The organism is Frigoribacterium sp. MEB024 (assembly GCF_000878135.1).
Lineage (GTDB): Bacteria > Actinomycetota > Actinomycetes > Actinomycetales > Microbacteriaceae > Frigoribacterium.
The window spans coordinates 139,249-154,296 of record NZ_JXQZ01000001.1; the positions used below are offsets into that span (position 1 = coordinate 139,249).

13 protein-coding genes and 4 tRNA genes are annotated in these 15,048 nt (G+C 71.5%); 10 read left to right on the forward strand and 7 right to left on the reverse strand.

All coding sequences use genetic code 11. From position 1 onward, the window contains the following. The first annotated feature begins 103 nt into the window (after nt 1-103). Nucleotides 104-1,321: a S9 family peptidase gene (locus tag SZ60_RS00600; RefSeq protein ID WP_231567008.1), complete on the forward strand. Its 1,218-nt coding sequence runs from the start codon at nt 104-106 to the stop codon at nt 1,319-1,321. On the opposite strand, the gene SZ60_RS00605 is transcribed toward SZ60_RS00600, so the two are convergent. The 3 genes from SZ60_RS00605 to SZ60_RS00615 are packed head-to-tail and all read right to left on the reverse strand — an operon-like array spanning nt 1,279 to nt 3,370. Next, nucleotides 1,279-2,034: a dihydrofolate reductase family protein gene (locus SZ60_RS00605; RefSeq protein ID WP_052505058.1), complete on the reverse strand. Its 756-nt coding sequence runs from the start codon at nt 2,032-2,034 to the stop codon at nt 1,279-1,281. The two genes, SZ60_RS00600 and SZ60_RS00605, sit on opposite strands and share 43 nt — an antisense overlap. Continuing rightward, nucleotides 2,031-2,474 carry a SufE family protein gene (locus SZ60_RS00610; protein WP_043592696.1) on the reverse strand — a complete coding sequence of 148 codons (444 nt, stop codon included), beginning with the start codon at nt 2,472-2,474 and terminating at the stop codon, nt 2,031-2,033. Before SZ60_RS00610 ends, SZ60_RS00605 begins: the two co-directional genes overlap by 4 nt. After that, the gene (locus SZ60_RS00615; protein WP_043592698.1) at nt 2,471-3,370 is read right to left on the reverse strand and encodes a sulfurtransferase; all 900 of its coding nucleotides are present in this window, start codon (nt 3,368-3,370) and stop codon (nt 2,471-2,473) included. Before SZ60_RS00615 ends, SZ60_RS00610 begins: the two co-directional genes overlap by 4 nt. A gap of 175 nt (nt 3,371-3,545) precedes the next feature. On the opposite strand from SZ60_RS00615, the gene zapE reads away from it, so the two are divergent. Next, entirely contained in the window at nt 3,546-4,562 is a 1,017-nt protein-coding gene (gene zapE / locus SZ60_RS00620) for a cell division protein ZapE (protein WP_043592699.1), read from the forward strand. A gap of 220 nt (nt 4,563-4,782) precedes the next feature. Then, nucleotides 4,783-6,063 carry an ammonium transporter gene (locus SZ60_RS00625; protein WP_043592701.1) on the forward strand — a complete coding sequence of 427 codons (1,281 nt, stop codon included), beginning with the start codon at nt 4,783-4,785 and terminating at the stop codon, nt 6,061-6,063. A 153-nt stretch (nt 6,064-6,216) separates the two neighbouring features. Here the strand turns inward: SZ60_RS00625 and SZ60_RS00630 are convergent, their stop codons facing one another. Next, a complete protein-coding gene (locus tag SZ60_RS00630) occupies nt 6,217-7,911 on the reverse strand; it encodes an alpha-amylase family glycosyl hydrolase (protein ID WP_043592702.1) in 1,695 nt (564 codons plus the stop codon). Nucleotides 7,912-8,032: 121 nt separating this feature from the next. Beyond that, nucleotides 8,033-8,108, reverse strand: a tRNA-Val gene (locus SZ60_RS00635). A gap of 174 nt (nt 8,109-8,282) precedes the next feature. Between SZ60_RS00635 and SZ60_RS00640 the strand changes: the two genes are divergently transcribed. The 3 genes from SZ60_RS00640 to SZ60_RS00650 all read left to right on the forward strand — a co-directional run bounded on the left by SZ60_RS00640 (nt 8,283) and on the right by SZ60_RS00650 (nt 8,647). After that, a tRNA-Gly gene (locus tag SZ60_RS00640) sits at nt 8,283-8,354 on the forward strand. Between the two features lie 66 nt (nt 8,355-8,420). After that, a tRNA-Cys gene (locus SZ60_RS00645) sits at nt 8,421-8,494 on the forward strand. A gap of 81 nt (nt 8,495-8,575) precedes the next feature. Continuing rightward, nucleotides 8,576-8,647, forward strand: a tRNA-Val gene (locus SZ60_RS00650). Nucleotides 8,648-8,780: 133 nt separating this feature from the next. On the opposite strand, the gene SZ60_RS00655 is transcribed toward SZ60_RS00650, so the two are convergent. Both SZ60_RS00655 and coaBC read right to left on the reverse strand, forming a co-directional pair. After that, a complete protein-coding gene (locus SZ60_RS00655; protein WP_043592704.1) occupies nt 8,781-10,277 on the reverse strand; it encodes a serine/threonine-protein kinase in 1,497 nt (498 codons plus the stop codon). Further along, nucleotides 10,274-11,611, reverse strand: coding sequence for a bifunctional phosphopantothenoylcysteine decarboxylase/phosphopantothenate--cysteine ligase CoaBC (coaBC, locus tag SZ60_RS00660; RefSeq protein WP_082059753.1), 1,338 nt, complete (start codon nt 11,609-11,611; stop codon nt 10,274-10,276). The genes SZ60_RS00655 and coaBC overlap by 4 nt, the downstream gene beginning before the upstream one ends. Before the next feature lie 177 nt (nt 11,612-11,788). Between coaBC and SZ60_RS00665 the strand changes: the two genes are divergently transcribed. From SZ60_RS00665 to SZ60_RS00680, 4 genes are all read left to right on the forward strand, one after another. Then, nucleotides 11,789-12,535 carry an NRDE family protein gene (locus SZ60_RS00665; protein WP_052505059.1) on the forward strand — a complete coding sequence of 249 codons (747 nt, stop codon included), beginning with the start codon at nt 11,789-11,791 and terminating at the stop codon, nt 12,533-12,535. Between the two features lie 154 nt (nt 12,536-12,689). Then, on the forward strand, nt 12,690-13,544 hold the full coding sequence (locus tag SZ60_RS00670) for an amino acid ABC transporter substrate-binding protein (RefSeq protein ID WP_043592870.1): 855 nt from the start codon (nt 12,690-12,692) through the stop codon (nt 13,542-13,544). A 2-nt stretch (nt 13,545-13,546) separates the two neighbouring features. Then, the gene (locus SZ60_RS00675) at nt 13,547-14,212 is read left to right on the forward strand and encodes an amino acid ABC transporter permease (protein WP_043592706.1); all 666 of its coding nucleotides are present in this window, start codon (nt 13,547-13,549) and stop codon (nt 14,210-14,212) included. Continuing rightward, entirely contained in the window at nt 14,202-15,005 is an 804-nt protein-coding gene (locus SZ60_RS00680) for an amino acid ABC transporter ATP-binding protein (protein ID WP_043592707.1), read from the forward strand. Before SZ60_RS00675 ends, SZ60_RS00680 begins: the two co-directional genes overlap by 11 nt. The last annotated feature ends 43 nt before the right edge of the window (nt 15,006-15,048 follow it).

A 15,048-nucleotide genomic window follows, 5' to 3' on the forward strand; every position in this document is an offset into this window, starting at 1 on the left:
ACTAGGGTCGATCCCGAGGGCGACCCCCGCGGCACGCCGCGCCCGGCTCAGCAGATCCACAGGTCACCCTCGCCCCCACCTCACGCCGCACGAGGAGTCGCCCGTGAACCGCCCCGCACATGCCGAGCGACGGGGCGTCGGCCCGGTCGCCGTCGTCTCGATCGTCGTCGGGGGCACCGTGGTGGTGTCGTCCGCCGCCCTCGCCTCGGGGATCGTCGCCATCGCCCGCAAGATCGTCACGCCCGCCCGCCGCCGACGTGACGACGTGCGGGTCGAGGCCCATGACGCCGTCACCGGGACGATCACCCTCCGTTCGACGCCCGACACGCGCCTCCCCGGTCGCTACAGCTTCTGGTACGCCCGGGGCCGAGGCCACGCCCGGGTCGGCGACGTCGTCCGTGACGACGGCCGGTCCGTCGAGCGTCGCGTCGAGGGTGTCGACGGGCCCGGCCTCGAGCATGCCCACCGGGGTCGCATCGGCGGCTGGCTGTTCCCGACGCCGCGTGACGCGGGGCTCACGGGCGACGAGGTCGAGATCGACACCGAGGTCGGTCCGGCCCCCGCCTGGCTCGTCCCCGCCACGACCGGCCTCGCGGGCCCGTGGATGATCGGGGTGCACGGTCGCGGGGTCACCCGCGCCGAGACCATCCGGGCTGCTCCGGTCTTCCACCGGGAGGGCCTGACCTCGCTCCTCGTCTCGTACCGCAACGACGGAGAGGCGCCTCGATCGCCGGACGGCCGCTACGCCCTGGGCGATTCCGAGTGGCGCGACGTGGAGGCGGCGATCCGGTTCGCCCTCGACAGCGGGGCGACGTCCGTCGTGTTGATGGGATGGTCCATGGGTGGGGCGCTCGTGCTGCAGGCCGCGACTCGCTCCTCCCTGCGCGGCGTCGTCTCGGGCCTCGTGCTCGAGTCGCCCGTCGTCGACTGGAGGACGACCCTCGCCTACCAGGGGGCGGCCATGCGGGTGCCGCGGACCGTCCAGGGTCTGGTGCTGCGCCTCCTGGGTTCGCCCCTGCTCTGTCGGTTGGCCGGCAGCGCCGAGCCGATCGACTTCGACCGGCTCGACCTCGTCGCGCGGGCCGACGAGCTCGACCTGCCCGTACTGCTGCTGCACAGCGACGACGACGGTTTCGTCCCGTCCACCGCGTCACACGCGTTGGCCGAGGCGCGGCCCGATCTCGTCACCTTCGAGGTGTTCCAGGTCGCCCGGCACACCAAGCTCTGGAACCTCGACCCCGAGCGGTTCGAGCGGGCGATCGGTGAGTGGCTCGGTCGTCACCGACTCGCGGGGCCGCCGTCGACGGACCACCGCGCGTAGAGCGTGCTCTGCTCGTCGACCAGCAACTGGCCGAGCACGAGCGACGCGGGGTCGAAGCGTTCGCGACCGAAGACGGGCAGGCCGCTGCCGATCACGACGGGAGAGGTCGAGAGGCACAACTCGTCGACGAGGCCGTCGCGCAGGAACTGTCCGGCGAGCGAGGGGCCACCCTCGCAGACGAGCGAACGGAGGCGCTGGTCGCGCAGGCAACGCAGGATCGCGGCGGGCTCCAACCGTCCGTCGTCGTCCGGTGCCGTCAGCACGGTGGCGACCGCCCAGATCTCCTCGCCGAGGGTCGCACGGACCCGGTCGCGGGCGGATGCGGGGCACACGACGACGACCCGGCCGGCCTCCGACGGGTCCATGCGATGGCCCGAGAGGTCGCCCGACGACGTGACGACGACGAGTCGTGAGGACTTCGGCACCCGGTAGCCCTCGGCCCGCACGCTGGCCGCGCCGACGAGGACGCCGTCGGCGAGCGAGCGGATGGCCGCGAGGATCGTGCGGTCGGTGGCGTTGCTCAGGGTCTCCGAGGTGCCGTCGGAACCCGCGGCGTCACCGCTGACCGCGGCGATCAGGTTGAGTCGCAGCCAGGTCTCGCGGGGTGGGGCGTACAGCTCGCGGATCCGGGCGGGTGTCGAGTCCTCGTCGATGTCGAGCTCCAGCCCGACGTCGCCCGTCCGTTCGAGGGCGTGCAGCACCCGGAGCGTCACGCGCCGGCGGTCCGTTCGCGGATCTGGCGCTTGGCGCGACCGAGCAGGGCGGTCATGCCGCGGATCCGCAACGGGCTCACCGCCTCGGACAGACCGATGGTCTGCGGGTAGTCGTCGGGGACGTCGTCGAGCACCTGGGCGACGGTGAGCCCGTCGAGCCCCTGCGCGAGGATCGAGGCGAAGCCGCGCGTCGTCGGAGCCTCGCGCGGTGCGGTCGCGTGCAGGTGCACCCGGTCGTCGGTGACCTCGACGAACAGGAACACGGGGGACTGACACTCGACCACCCGTTCGAGCAGGTCGGGGTGGTCCGCGTAGCGGGCCGGCAGCTCGGGCAGCTCGTTCGAGAACTCGAGCAGCAGCTGCAGACGGTTCCGCACGTCGAGGGCGAGGAACTCCTCGCGGATGTCGACGAGCGCTTCGGGCAGGGCGGAGTCGGTCACCGGGCCGGCACCTCGCCCGGTTCGGTGCCCTGCACGATCGGCACGCGAACGGCGCTGCCCCACTCGGTCCAGGAACCGTCGTAGTTGCGCACGTCCTCGAAGCCCATCAGGTGCGTCAGGACGAACCACGTGTGGCTCGATCGCTCGCCGATGCGGCAGTAGGCGACGACCTGGTCGCCGTCCGAGAGTCCCGCGCCGTCGCGGTAGATGGCGTCGAGCTCGGCGAGCGGCCGGAAGGTGCCGTCGTCGGCCGCGGCCTTGCCCCACGGTACGTTCTGCGCGCTCGGGATGTGGCCGGCGCGAAGGGCTCCCTCGTCGGGGTAGGCCGGAGCCGTGGTGCGCTGGCCCGAGAACTCCTCGGGCGAACGAACGTCGATCAACGGCTTGCCGAGGTGCGCCAGCACGTCGTCCTTGTAGGCCCGGATCACGCTGTCGTCCCGCTCGACGACGGGGTAGTCGGTGGTCTCGACCGCGGGCGCCTCGGTCGTGTAGTCGCGACCTTCGGCCTCCCATGTGGCGCGGCCCCCGTCGAGCAGGCGGACGTCCTCGTGCCCGAAGAGCGAGAAGACCCAGAGGGCGTACGCGGCCCACCAGTTGTTCTTGTCGCCGTAGATGACGACCGTGCTGTCGCGCGAGATGCCGCTGCGGCTCATCAGCGCGGCGAAACCCTCGCCGTCGACGTAGTCGCGCTGCACCGGGTCGTTGAGGTCGAGGTGCCAGTCGATCTTGACGGCGCCGGCGATGTGACCGGTCTCGTACAGCAGGACGTCCTCGTCGGACTCGACGACGACGAGCCCGGGGGTGCCGAGGTGCTGCTGCAACCACTCGGTGCTGACGAGACGCTCGGGGTGGGCGTACTCGCCGAAACGGGCGGACGTGTCGTGCTCGACGGCCATGGTGTCTCCTTGTGCGGGTGTCGGGTGGAGCCGACGTCGGGCGACGGGTGGCGCCCGGCGGCGTAGGATCGCCTCTGGTCGGCCCCGTCGAGGTTACGCATGCCGCGTGACCGTCGCCCGGGAACCGTACGACTCTGACACAGATCCCCGCCCACACCGTTGCGAGGCCGCGCCCATGCCCCCCGAATCCGTCAGCACCCTCGTGTCGTTGACCGACCGCACCCCGACGATCACGGGGGCCGAGATCGTGACGCAACTCGTGCCTCCTCGTCAGTTCGCCGACGCCTCGCTCGAGAACTACCGACCCGACCCGGACTTCGCCTCACAGGCCGAGGCCATAGCCGCCGTGACCGCGTTCGGAGGCGCGGGTGCCGACGCCCCGCGGAGGGGTCTGTTCCGCAAGAAGCCGGCCGCCCCGGCCGTGCGTCCCGGCCTCTACCTCGACGGCGGCTTCGGTGTGGGCAAGACCCACCTGCTCGCCGCCCTCTGGAACCGCACGACCGGCCGTCGCTACTTCGGCACCTTCATCGAGTACACCGCGCTGGTCGGCGCCGTCGGCTACGCCGGTGCCGCGTCGCAGCTCAAGGGCGCCGCCCTGGTCTGCATCGACGAGTTCGAGCTCGACGACCCGGGCGACACGATGATGATGACCCGACTGCTCGGCGACCTGGCCGACGACGGCACCCGCATCGCCGCCACGTCGAACACCCCGCCCAACGCCCTGGGCGAGGGCCGGTTCGCCGCCGCCGACTTCCTCCGCGAGATCCAGGGGCTGAGTGACAAGTTCCTCACCCTCCGCATCGACGGGAACGACTACCGGCGGCGCGAGGTCGAGGCCCGGGCGCACGTGGCCGACGACGTCGACGCGGCGGCGGCCTCCCTCGGCGGCACCGTGTCGCTCGACGGCTTCGACGGCGTCGTCGCCCACCTCGCGACGGTCCACCCCAGCAAGTACGTCAAGCTCGTCGACGACCTCGACGCGGTCGGGCTCCGTGACGTCCACGTCCTCACCAGCCAGGTCGACGCGTTGAGGCTCGTGGCCTTCGTCGACCGCCTCTACGACGCTCAGATCCGGGTCGTCGCGTCGGGCACGCCCCTCGACCAGGTCTTCTCGGACGAGATGTTGGCCGGCGGCTATCGCAAGAAGTACCTGCGGGCCGTCTCGCGCCTGGTGGCGCTCACCTCGCTCTGAGGACATCCCCACCCGGTACGGGGCGAGCCGAAACACGTTGTTTACCTGCGCCCGAATCGTGTTACATCGGTGAAACAATCCCGCACACGGCTGGAAACCTCACCCCGCGACACTGGTGGCGCACCGGACGAGAGCGTTCGTCACCACAGCCCGCGAACCCGCGCGGTCGACCTCGACGTCGGTGCCTCCCTGGCTCAGAAACTCGAGAGGTGACCCACCCATGGACCAAGGCAACACCGCCTTCATGTTGATCTGTGCGGCACTCGTGCTGCTCATGACCCCCGGCCTGGCCTTCTTCTACGGCGGCCTCGTCAAGGCCAAGAGCGTCATCAGCATGATGATGCTGAGCTTCGGGGCGATGGGCCTCATCGGCGTCCTGTGGGTGCTCTTCGGCTACGCGATCGCCTTCGGCAACCCGACCTCCATCCCCGGTGGCAGCGAGAGCTTCGTGGGCATCCAGGGCCTGTTCGGCCTCGACGTCGCGAACCTCGGCCTCGGCGCCGCCTTCGAGGACAGCCTCGACCCCACCGGCGCCTACCCGACGATCGCCTTCGCCGCGTTCCAGGCCACCTTCGCGATCATCACGGTCGCCCTCATCTCGGGCGCCATCGCCGACCGGGCCAAGTTCGGCGCGTGGATGATCTTCGCGGGCGTCTGGGCCACGGTCGTCTACTTCCCCGTCGCCAGCTGGGTCTTCAACTTCACCAAGGACGCCGACGGCAACACGGTGGGTGGCTGGATCGCCGCCATGGGCGTCATCGACTTCGCGGGCGGCACGGCCGTCCACATCAACGCCGGTGCCGCGGCCCTCGCCCTGGCCCTCGTCCTCGGCAAGCGCGTCGGCTTCGCCAAGGGTGCCGACAAGCCGCACAACCCGCCCTTCGTCCTGCTGGGTGCCGGCTTGCTCTGGTTCGGCTGGTTCGGCTTCAACGCCGGCTCCGAGCTCGCCGCCGACGGCGTCGCCGCCCTGGCGTTCCTCAACACCATCGCCGCCCCCGCCGCCGCCGTGCTCGGCTGGCTCGTCGTCGAGAAGCTGAAGGACGGCAAGGCCACCTCGGTCGGCGCCGCCTCGGGTGCCGTCGCCGGTCTCGTCGCCATCACCCCGGCCTGCGCCGCCCTCACCCCGGGGTGGGCCGTCGTCCTCGGCGTCGTCGCGGGTGCCGTCTGCGCCCTGGCCATCGACCTCAAGTTCAAGCTCGGCTTCGACGACTCGCTCGACGTCGTGGGCATCCACCTCGTCGGTGGCCTCATCGGCACGCTGTACCTCGGCATCTTCGCCAACGACACCGGTCTGATCTTCTCGCACACCTTCACGCAGCTCGGCATCCAGGCACTGTCGGCGTTGGCCGTCATGCTCTACTCGTTCGTCCTGGCCTTCGTGATCGGCTTCGTGATCGAGAAGACCATCGGCTTCCGCGTGAAGAACGAGGACGAGGTGGCTGGCATCGACCTCGCCCTGCACGGCGAAGAGGGCTACGTCCTCGAGAACTCGCGCGCCTGACCCACCCCGCACGACGAACGGCCCCGGTCCTCGGACCGGGGCCGTTCCGCGTGCGGGCCACGCACACCGCGGCAGAGCGCAGGAGGCGCGGTGCGAGACCCCCTCGCACCGCGCCTCCTGCGGGTGGTCGCCTCGTGCGACCGGGCCCGGCTCTCAGGTCAGCGAGAACCAGACCGTGGCCTCGCCCGGCACCTCGGTGACGCCGGCGAGCGTGTCCTGCAGCGGCTCGCTGGACGCGAGCACACGCGCGCCGGTGGGAAGGTCCACCGGGCCGCCGCCGAAGTTCGTCAGCGCGTGCCAGCCGTGGTGGCGGGCGACGTGGACGACCTCGTCCGAGGCGTCGTCCACCCAGGCGAACTCCTCACCCCGCTGCAGCTCTCGACGGAGCGCCAAGGCGCGCCGGTAGATCGACAGCGTGGACTCGTCCTCGTCGTCCTGCACCGAGACGGCGAGGTCCTCGAACCACTCGGGCTGCGGCAGGTGCGGGGCGTGGTCGCCGAAACCCAGGGCGGGCTCGCTCGTGTCCCAGGGCAACGGCACCCGGCTGCCGTCACGGCCCTTGCGCCGGTGGCCCGTACGCGTCCAGACCGGGTCCTGCAACTGGTCGGGGCGCAGGTCGGCCACCTCGAACAGGCCGAGTTCCTCGCCCTGGTAGACGTAGGCCGAGCCCGGCAGGGCGAGCATCAGCAACGTCGCGGCACGGGCCCGACGGAGACCCGCGTCGGGGTTCAGGGTCGGACGTCGTCCGTCGCTCAGGACGAAGGCGTCGAGGTCCTGCCCCTTCGGCAGGCCGTAGCGCGTGGCGTGACGGACGACGTCGTGGTTCGAGAGCACCCAGGTGCTCGTCGCCCCGCTGACGGCCGCCTGCTCGAGGGTCGACGCGATGATGGTCCGGTACTGGTCGGCGTCGAAGTCGGCGCGCGTCAGGGCGAAGCTGAAGGCCTGGCCGAGCTCGGTGGGGCGGGCGTAGAGCGGCACCCGCTCGGGCTGCACCCAGGCCTCGGCCACGGCGCTCCGGGGCGGGTCGTACTCGTCGAGGACCCGGCGCCACCCCTCGAAGATCGTGTGCACCTCGTCACGGTCGTAGAGCGGGTCGCTGCCGTCGACCGGCAGGACCTGACGTTCGGCCGCGTCGCGGAGGGGTTCGGTGAGGTCCTTCGCGAGCCCGTGCGCGACGTCGACCCGGAAGCCGTCGACCCCACGGTCCGACCAGAACCGCAGCGTGCGCTCGAAGTCGGCGCGCACCTCGGGGTTGCTCCAGTCGAGATCGGGCTGTTCGGGGGCGAAGAGGTGCAGGTACCACTGCTCGGGGGTGCCGTCGGGGCGCTGCAGCCGGGTCCAGGCGCCACCGCCGAAGTTCGACACCCAGGTGGACGGGGGAGTGGCACCGTCGTCGCCGAGGCCGTCCCGGAAGACGTAGCGGGCACGGGCGGCGCTGCCGGGTTCGGACGCCACCGCCTCACGGAACCACTCGTGATCGCTGGAGGTGTGGTTGGGGACGATGTCGACGACGACCTTGAGCCCGGCCGCGTGGAGGGTGGAGACCATCTCGTCGAAGTCGTCGAGGGTGCCCAGGCGAGGGTCGACGTCACGGTAGTCCACGACGTCGTACCCGCCGTCGGCGAGCGGGGACGGGTAGAAGGGGCTCAGCCAGACGGCGTCGACCCCCAACCGTTGCAGGTAGGGCACGCGCGAGGTCACGCCGGGCAGGTCGCCGATGCCGTCGCCGTTCGCGTCGGCGAAGCTCCGCGGGTACACCTGGTAGACGACGGCCTGCCGCCACCAGTCGGCGTCGGCAACGGGCGACGGGTGGGTCGTGGACGCACGGGAGGCGGGGGAGTCGGTCATGGGCCGAGGATGCCACGTCTCGGGAGCGGGCGGCGTCGATGCCCCGGCGGCAGCACCGGATCGGGGATCTCGGTCCAGGAGCGACGAGAGGCCCTGCGGATGCAGGGCCTCTCGTTGGTCGTGGTGGGCGATACCGGGCTCGAACCGATGACCTCTTCCGTGTGAAGGAAGCGCGCTACCAACTGCGCCAATCGCCCGTGTGGGACTCGACGATGCTAGTGCATCGCGGGGCTCGAACGCCATTCCGCCGGTCGCCGGGGCACCTCTCGTGAGCTGCCCCGCGACCGATCGAGACACGAACTTCCCTCGATTTGGTTTCTGCCCCAGGGTGTGGGTATTGTTCTTTTGCACGCAGAAATGCAAAGCGAAATGCGGATGTGGCGCAGCGGTAGCGCATCACCTTGCCAAGGTGAGGGTCGCGAGTTCGAATCTCGTCATCCGCTCGAGTGTAATGCTCACCAGAGGGTGGTCCACCGACTGGTGGCCTCCCTCTGGGGGGCTACTCGTATGGTGGAGTGGCCGAGAGGCGAGGCACCGGCCTGCAAAGCCGTTCACGCGGGTTCAAATCCCGTCTCCACCTCCATTCGATCCAGGCCTAGGTCTAGAATCGATGTTGCAATTGAATAGTGCGATTCGAGAACTCGTTCTCGGTTCGTTGAGACATGAGCGATTGGCGCAGCGGTAGCGCGCTTCCCTGACACGGAAGAGGTCGCTGGTTCGATCCCAGTATCGCTCACACACAGAAAGCCCCGGCCTCGGCCGGGGCTTTCGTCATGTCGGGGCTCCCACGGTCGAGAGCGCTTCACCTCCCGGGCCGACACGATCGGACATGCCGCTCTCCTCACGAGGGGAGCGGCATGTCGTGGCCTCTAGGGGGTGCCGGTTCCTGTCCCGAGACCGATTCCGTTGCCCCGGCCGTTTCCGTTGCCGTTGTTGCCCGGCCCGCCGTTCCCGTTCCCGTTGCCGTTTCCGCTGTTGCCGGGCCCGCTGTTGCCGCCGGGAACGTCGACCGTCGGGGGCGTCACGGGGTCGACCGTCGGCTGCGTCGTCGGCTCGACCGGCGCCTCCTGGGTGGGGCTCACCTCATCGGAGGGAGCCGGGTCCGCCGGTGACTCGTCGGTGGAGTCGTCGGACGGCGACGGCGAGTCCTCGTCCGACGACTCGGACGGCGTCGTCGACGGATCCGTCTCGACGCTCGGACTCGTGCTCTCCGTCGGATCGACCGTTCCATCGTCGCGGGTGGCGGCCCAACCGATGCCGGCCGCCAGGAGCACCGCGACGACGATCGCCGCCAGCACGAGCGGCCAGCGCCGGCGCTTCCGCTTCCCGTCGTCGGGCTCGACGTCGGCGACGAGGCCCGTCGCGTCCGCCCTGGAGGCCGCTCCCGCTCCGAGCACCTGCGTGCGAGCGTCGTCCCGGGTTAGGGCCCGGGTGGGCGTGTCGCCGCCGGGCAGAGCGGCCGTCGGCACGTCGGGAGCGGCCATGACGCGCGTGACGGCGTCGGTGGACCCGGCTCCCTCGACGGCCAGCGTGCGGGCCGCACGGGCGACCTCCGTGGCGGCCGGGCGGCCCTCCGGTGCACGCGAGGTCATGCGCGTCAGCAGCTCCGCCCACCCCGAACCGATCGAGGCCGGGATCTCGGGGTCTCGAGTCAGGCGAGCCATCACGGACTCGACGACCGAACCCGTGAAGACGCGTTGCCCGGTCAGCGCCTCGACCAGGACCAGACCGAGCGAATAGACGTCGGACGCGGGGGCCGGCGGTCGCCCCTCGGCCTGCTCCGGGCTGACGAAGGCGGCGGTGCCCATCAAGGTGCCCGTGGCCGTCACCCGCGTCGAGTCGATCAGGTAGGCGATGCCGAAGTCGGCGAGCTTCGCCCTGCGGGGCTCGCCCTCGTGGTGCGGTGCCGCGAGCAGGATGTTCGCGGGCTTGACGTCCCGGTGGACGACGCCCGCACGGTGGACCGCCGCCAGGCCGTCCGCGACGTCGCCGAGCAGCGCCGCGGCCTGGGCGTGTGACAGCGGCCCGTCGGCGAGCACGGCCTGCAGGGTCGGACCGTCGACGTACTCCATCACGAGGTAGGCGTCGTCGTCGTGGCCGTCGCCCTCGACCCGGGCGTCGTAGAGCGTGACGAGCCCCGGGTGGTTGAGGGAGGCGAGGAGGCGCACCTCGCTGACCTGCCGACTGAGGTCGTGGACGTCGTGCCCGTCCGACGAGAAGAGCTTGACGGCGACCACCCGACCGAGGTCGAGGTCGTTCGCTCGGTAGACGGCCCCCATGCCACCGCGACCGACGATCGCGTCGAGGCGGTAGCGACCGCCGACGGTCGTGCCGAGGCGGGGGTCGGCCTGCTCGCGGGGGCTCATGCGCGCGCTCCCGACGACGCGGCGGGGAGCACCGGAGACGTGTCACCACCCGACCCACGACCCACGACACGACGGAGAGCCACGGCATCGAGCACCGTCTCGGCCACGGCGGTCTTCGTCCCCTCGGCCTCGGACACCACCTCGCCGTCGGCGTCGATCACCACGACCGCCGTGTCGTCGCTGCCGAAGCCGGTCGTCCACCCCACCGTGTTGAGGACCAACAGGTCCGCTCCCTTCCGCCGCTGCTTGGCGCGCCCGAGCGAGAGCAGTTCATCCCGGTCGGCCGCCGTCTCGGCCGCGAAGCCGACGACCACCTGCCCCACGGCCCGACGGGCCACGAGCCCGGCCAGGACGTCCGGGGTGCGCACCAGACGGACGGTCAGTTCGTCGCCCGATTCGTCCTTCCGGATCTTCCCGTCGGCCACCGAGACGGGCCGGTAGTCGGCGACCGCCGCGGCCATCACGATGACGTCGGCGACCGGCGCGTGCTCGGTCATCGCGGCCTCGAGTTCGAGGGCCGTGCCGACCTCGACGACGTCGACGACGTCGCCCGTCTCGAGCATCTGCCGCACGGCTCCGTCGAGGGCAGCGGCGACGACGGTGACGCGGGCGCCGCGTCGGGCAGCGGCCAGGGCGAGAGCCGCTCCCTGCTTGCCGCTGGATCGGTTGCCGACGAACCGCACGGGATCGAGGGGCTCGCGGGTGCCGCCGAGGGAGACGACCAGCCGCAGGCCGTCCAGGTCGCCGACCCGCGCCTCCTCGTCCCGATCGCCCGGGACGGCGTCGGGGGAGGCCGCGCGACCGGTCGCGTCGGAGAACCGGGCGAGGGCCGTGGCGACGATCTCGTCGGGCTCGACGAGCCGCCCGGGTCCGACGTCGCCCCCGGTCAGCGGTCCGTCGCCCGGGCCGACGACGGTCACCCCGCGCGACCTCAGCAGGTCGACGTTCGCGACCGTGGCCGGATTCAGCCACATCTCGGTGTGCATGGCGGGTGCGACGACGAGCGGTGCGGTGCTCGCGAGGATCGTCGTGCCGAGCAGGTCGTCCGACAGCCCGTGGGCGATCTTGGCGAGGGTGTGGGCGGTCGCCGGTGCCACGACGATCAGGTCGGCCCGTTGCCCCAGCGCCACGTGCCGTACCTCGGCGACGTCGTCGAAGACGGACGTGTGCACGGGGTTGCGGCTCGTGGCCTCCCAGGTGGGCGCCCCGACGAAGCGAAGGGCGGCCTCGGTCGGCACGACGTGCACGTCGTGACCTCGGAGCACGAGGCCGCGGACGACCCCCACGGCCTTGTACGCCGCGATGCCGCCCGAGACGCCGACGACGACGGACAAGCGACGCGGGGCGTCGGCGGGGGAGGAGCGGGGGTGGTCGTGCGTCACGGTGGGCCTCGTCGATCCATGCGTCGGTCGGCCGACCCGGAGCCGGGTCGGTAGCGTTGCCCCCCACGATGCCGCATCCCGCGGCCGAGCGTCGGCCCCGACCCGACGAGACCCCACCCTGAGGACCCCATGTGCACCGTCGTCGTCGCCGTCCAGCCGAGCGAGCCCTGGCCCGTCGTCTTCCTGGGACTCCGTGACGAGTCGCCCGACCGCCCCTGGGACGAGCCGGGCCCCTGGTGGCCCGACCTCGGCGAGCGGGTGACCGGGGTACACGACCGCGAGGCGGGCGGCGCGTGGTTGGCCACCGCCCGGGGGCCGAGTCGTGCGAGCGTCGTGTTGAACCGTCACGAGACGCCCGCACCGCCGGCCGGCGGATGGACCACCCGAGGCGCCCTGCCCCTGAGGGCGGCCGCCGGCGGCGTCCTGCCCGACGGCCCGCAGACGACCCGCACCTTCAACCTGCTCACGGCGGACGCAGGAGGCGCGGTGCACTCCGTCTGGGACGGCATCGCCACCGAGACGGTCCGCCTCGCCCCCGGGGTGCACCTGCTCACGCACGCCGCCCCCGACGACCGGTCCGTGCCGCGTGTCGCTCGTTGGCTGCCTCGGTTCCGTGACGTCGCGCCTCCGACCGGTCCGTTGCCGGCGGCGACCGAGGGCGAGGGCAGCTGGACGCCGTGGCTCGACCTGCTGCGCGAGAGCAGCGCCCTGCCGACGGACGACGTCGACGCGCTCGTGCGGGCCGACCTGGTCGACGGGCACCTCTTCCACTCGCTGTCGCTCAGCACCGTCGCCGTCTCGGCCGACGACGTGGCCCACCGGCACGTGCGCCTCGACGGCGCCCCCTCGGTGGCGGAGGCGATCGCGCGACGCTGACGGGTGCGTGGCGACGCCGCCGGGTGCGCGACGACGCCCGGCCTCCGTGGCCGCCACGTCATGCGGAGTCATCGGGAATCCCGTCCGCCCCCGCGGCGTTAGTGTCGGGAGGCTCGTCCGACCCCCGAGCCGCAGCAAAGGAACCCTCGTGAAGATCACCGCCGTCCGCACCGTCCGTCGACTCGCCTCCGTCGGCGTCGTCGCCGCCGCCGCCATCGCGCTGGCCGCCTGCGCGCCCGCCTCCACGGACGGGGTCGTCCAGTCCACCGGCAGCGCGACCGCGGACACGAGCGCGGCGAAGAGCCTGTCCGACATCCAGGCGGCCGGCGAGCTCGTCATCGGCACCGAGGGCACCTACCAGCCGTTCACCTACCACGAGGGCGGGGCCGGCGCACTGACCGGCTACGACGTCGACGTCGCCACGGCCGTCGCCGAGAAGCTCGGCGTCACCCCGACCTTCGAGGAGACGCAGTTCGACGCCCTGCTCGCCGGGCTCACCGCCGGCCGCTTCGACCTCGTGGCGAACCAGATCTCGATCACCGACGAGCGTGAGGCCACGTACGACTTCTCGACGCCCTACACGGTCAGCCGCGGTGTCGTCATCACTCCCGCCGACAACACCGACATCACCTCGCTCGCCGACCTGAAGGGCAAGACGACGGCCCAGTCGCAGTCGAGCAACTTCTACACGACCGCCAAGGACGCGGGCGCGGACGTGCAGGTCGTCGAGGGCTGGGCCCAATCGGTCGCGCTCCTCGAGCAGGGCCGCATCGACGCGACGGTCAACGACGAACTGACCTTCCTCGACTACGTCAAGACCAACCCCGACCAGGCCGCCGGCATCAAGATCGCGGCGACCACCGACGACGTGTCGCGCTCGGCCCTGGTCACCACCAAGGGCAGCGACGACCTCGTGACGGCGATCGACGACGCCCTCGCCGAGCTGAAGGCCGACGGCACGCTGGCGACCATCAGCGAGAAGTACTTCGGCCAGGACGTCAGCGAGTAGGCGTGCAGTCCTCCGTCGACCTCTTCTGGCGGTCGCTCTGGCCGATCGTGTCGGGGGCGCTCGTCGCGTCGATCCCGCTCGCCTTCGCGTCGATGGCGATCGGGCTGGTCATCGCCGTCGTCATCGCGCTGATGCGCCTGTCGGGCAAGGCGGTGCTCGCGGGCATCGCCCGGGTCTACATCTCGATCATCCGGGGCACGCCGCTGCTCGTGCAGCTCTTCGTCGTCTTCTACGGCCTTCCGTCGATCGGCGTCAAGCTCGATCCGTGGCCCAGCGCCATCATCGCGTTCTCCTTGAACGTCGGCGGGTACGCGGCCGAGGTCATCCGCGCGGCCATCCTCTCGGTGCCCAAGGGGCAATGGGAGGCCGCCCACACGATCGGCATGTCGCGGGGGCTCGCCCTGCGGCGGATCATCCTGCCGCAGGCGGCCCGCGTCTCGGTGCCGCCGCTGTCGAACACCTTCATCAGCCTGGTCAAGGACACCTCGTTGGCGAGCGTCATCCTCGTCGTCGAGCTCTTCCGTCAGGCGCAGCAGATCGCGACGGTCTCGAACCAGTTCCTGCTCATCTACCTCGAGGCCGCCCTGGTCTACTGGGTGATCTGCCTGATCCTGTCGTTCGGGCAGGACGCCCTCGAGAAGAGATTGGACCGCCACGTTGCCCGCTGACGTCACCCCGCCCCGGCCCTCCGGCGCGACCGGTGCCCCCGTGCTGACCGTCCGAGGCCTGCACAAGGCGTTCGGCGCGAACGAGGTGCTGCGCGGCATCGATCTCGAGGTGCACCGCGGACGCGTCGTCGCCATCATCGGCCCTTCGGGGTCGGGCAAGACGACCGTGCTGCGGTCGCTCAACAGCCTCGAGGTGCCCGACGGGGGAGTCGTCACGCTCTCCGACGGCCGCTCCATCGACTTCGGCACGACGGTCGGCAAGCGCGACCTGCTGGCCCTCCGCGACCGCTCGTCGATGGTGTTCCAGCACTTCAACCTGTTCCCGCACCTCACGGTGCTGCAGAACGTCGTCGAGGGACCGGTGCGCGTCCAGGGACGCGATCCGAAGGAGGCGCGGGCCGAGGCCGAGGCGCTCCTCGCGCGCGTGGGCCTCGCCGAGAAGGCCGGCGCCTACCCGGCCGAGCTCTCGGGAGGCCAGCAGCAGCGCGTGGGCATCGTGCGCGCGCTCGCCCTGCGGCCCGAACTCCTGCTCTTCGACGAGCCGACCTCGGCCCTCGACCCCGAACTGGTCGGTGACGTGCTCACCGTCGTGAAGGAACTCGCCGACGAGGGCTGGACGATGATCGTCGTCACCCACGAACTCGAGTTCGCCCGACGGGTGGCCGACGAGCTGCTCTTCATGGACGCCGGCGTCGTCGTCGAGCGGGGCCGTCCCGCCGACGTGCTGTCCCGCCCGCGCGAGGCCCGGACGCAGCAGTTCCTGCAGCGGGTGCTCAAGCCGCTCGACGACTGACGGGGCGTCCGCTCGCGAGTCGACCCGCGCCTCCTCGTCCACC

Bases quoted from the DNA above. Each gene is read 5' to 3' on its own strand.
- SZ60_RS00615 (WP_043592698.1), bottom strand. From the start codon at position 3,370: ATGGCCGTCGAGCACGACACGTCCGCCCGTTTCGGCGAGTACGCCCAC.
- zapE (WP_043592699.1), top strand. From the start codon at position 3,546: ATGCCCCCCGAATCCGTCAGCACCCTCGTGTCGTTGACCGACCGCACC.
- SZ60_RS00625 (WP_043592701.1), top strand. From the start codon at position 4,783: ATGGACCAAGGCAACACCGCCTTCATGTTGATCTGTGCGGCACTCGTG.
- SZ60_RS00630 (WP_043592702.1), bottom strand. From the start codon at position 7,911: ATGACCGACTCCCCCGCCTCCCGTGCGTCCACGACCCACCCGTCGCCC.
- SZ60_RS00655 (WP_043592704.1), bottom strand. From the start codon at position 10,277: ATGAGCCCCCGCGAGCAGGCCGACCCCCGCCTCGGCACGACCGTCGGC.
- SZ60_RS00665 (WP_052505059.1), top strand. From the start codon at position 11,789: ATGTGCACCGTCGTCGTCGCCGTCCAGCCGAGCGAGCCCTGGCCCGTC.